Here is a 1,750-nt window from a genome sequence, read left to right on the forward strand (position 1 = left end):
CTAAAGTAGTAAAAAAAGACCCGCATTTGATGTTAGATTCTTAGCTTTAAAATCAATTTTATTAATCATAATTCAGACCCCTTTTCACTACTTTTGTTACTATTATTTTACTACATCGGGGGTGTCAAAAGCAGATAATTCAACATATTTTTGTGCTTTTTTTCTTTCACCCAATGGGTGAAAGGTGAATTTTGAAGGAACCCATTCATACTATGGCTTTAACGGTGCTTTTCAATTTGTTGACGTAGAATTTAGGTTATATATAATTCCAATTACTTTTTATTCTTTTTTACATCGCTAAATGACAAGCCTACAATATATAATATTGTACCTAGAAAAATTGCTGCATTTGAAACTGACGTTCCAAATATATGAGTTAAAACTATTACAATTGCAGAATATATTAATGCAGCTAGAAAAACACCTTTTCTAATTCTAACCAGTCTCTCCCAGTCATATTTTTCTCTTTCGGGTTCAAGTATCTGGTACTCGAAAAAAATGCTTTTTGATGTTCTTTAGAAATTAAATTTAGAATGACTGTGAGTACAAGGTGAGTGAAAAAAATAACACAAAACATTTCTAAGGTACCCATGGTTCCTAATTCAAAAAATCCTGACATACTAATTAACTCCACTCTTATTTTCAGATATTTTATATTATAGATATGATTCCTTTCTGACTAGCTAACTTCGCAGGAAAATAACTAAATATCAATCCATTGGTTAAGAGCACACCTGAGCTTTCCTCGTGTATTATTATGACAAACTCAGTCTATGCTGTACGACACATGAAATTGGATAAAATCGTGTATCGAGAATAATGGGAAACACCAAACGAGTGTAAAGATATCTTTACTTAAATTAGGAGGCTCAATTAATGAAAGTGATTAACCATATATCAAATAGTAATCTTATCTTGAAATTTGAATAGAATAACTCATAATTAAAAATAGCCAAGGGGAGATTTTTATGAAAACAAAACAAATGTGGGATAATTTTATAAAACAACATTCAGAATATACGAATAGCAGTTACAGTGCGTGGAGGTATGGAGCTCTTGTTGATCAACTAGCAGAATTGACTGTGAAAAATATCAAAACGGCTACAGCTTCTGCTTATGAATTATACGCAGTAGATAATGATCCATTGCCACAAGTAAATGATTTTAGATAGCAATGATGAAGCTGTTTGCATAACTAAAACAACCAAAGTTTCGATTGTTCCGCTTCTCGAAGTTTCTGAAGAACATGCCTTTAAAGAAGGAGAGGGGAGATAGATCATTAGATACATGGAGAAAAGAACATACTGAATTATTTACACAATGGTACGAAGAAGTAAATCTTGAGATTCATGATAATATACCAGTTGTTTGCGAAGAATTTAAAGTGGTTTATAAATAATTTTTATATATAAACACACTATTTTATATAAAATCATGTATCGATGACCTTGTTTTAATAAGGATACTTTTTCATGAGACTTAGTAAAATCAGGTAAAGAGATTTTTTAATAAAAGAAGGAAGAAAGCCACTTGGCTTTCTTCCTAAATGAATCTATGACCAACACTATGTTTGACAAAGAACCTTTCTTAGCGTGTCTAGTTTATAGGTAGTAATTCAAATTCTCATTTTTTTCTTTATAATCATCATCACGATGAATATTATTAGTAATATTGCACCCATAAAAGTAGTCAATCCAGAATAAAAATTAAAATTAGTAATTTCAAAATTATTTTGTGAAACACCATATAA

Annotated in this window: 1 protein-coding gene and 1 pseudogene; one reads left to right on the top strand and one right to left on the bottom strand. The window is 30.2% G+C overall.

Translation table 11 applies throughout. The features are described from left to right. Positions 1 to 412: 412 nt before the first annotated feature. Positions 413 to 619, bottom strand: a complete 207-nt coding sequence (locus AX762_RS11885; RefSeq protein WP_071849323.1) for a hypothetical protein — start codon at positions 617 to 619, stop codon at positions 413 to 415. Between the two features lie 349 nt (positions 620 to 968). Here AX762_RS11885 and AX762_RS11890 point away from each other — a divergent pair. Beyond that, a pseudogene (locus tag AX762_RS11890) lies at positions 969 to 1,399 on the top strand (ASCH domain-containing protein). Positions 1,400 to 1,750 lie beyond the last annotated feature (351 nt).

The sequence above is a fragment of the Alkalibacterium sp. 20 genome (assembly GCF_001885615.1).
GTDB lineage: Bacteria > Bacillota > Bacilli > Lactobacillales > Carnobacteriaceae_A > Alkalibacterium.

What these genes read in the sequence shown, in the direction of transcription:
- AX762_RS11885 (WP_071849323.1), bottom strand. Translation starts at nt 619, where the DNA reads ATGTCAGGATTTTTTGAATTAGGAACCATGGGTACCTTAGAAATGTTT.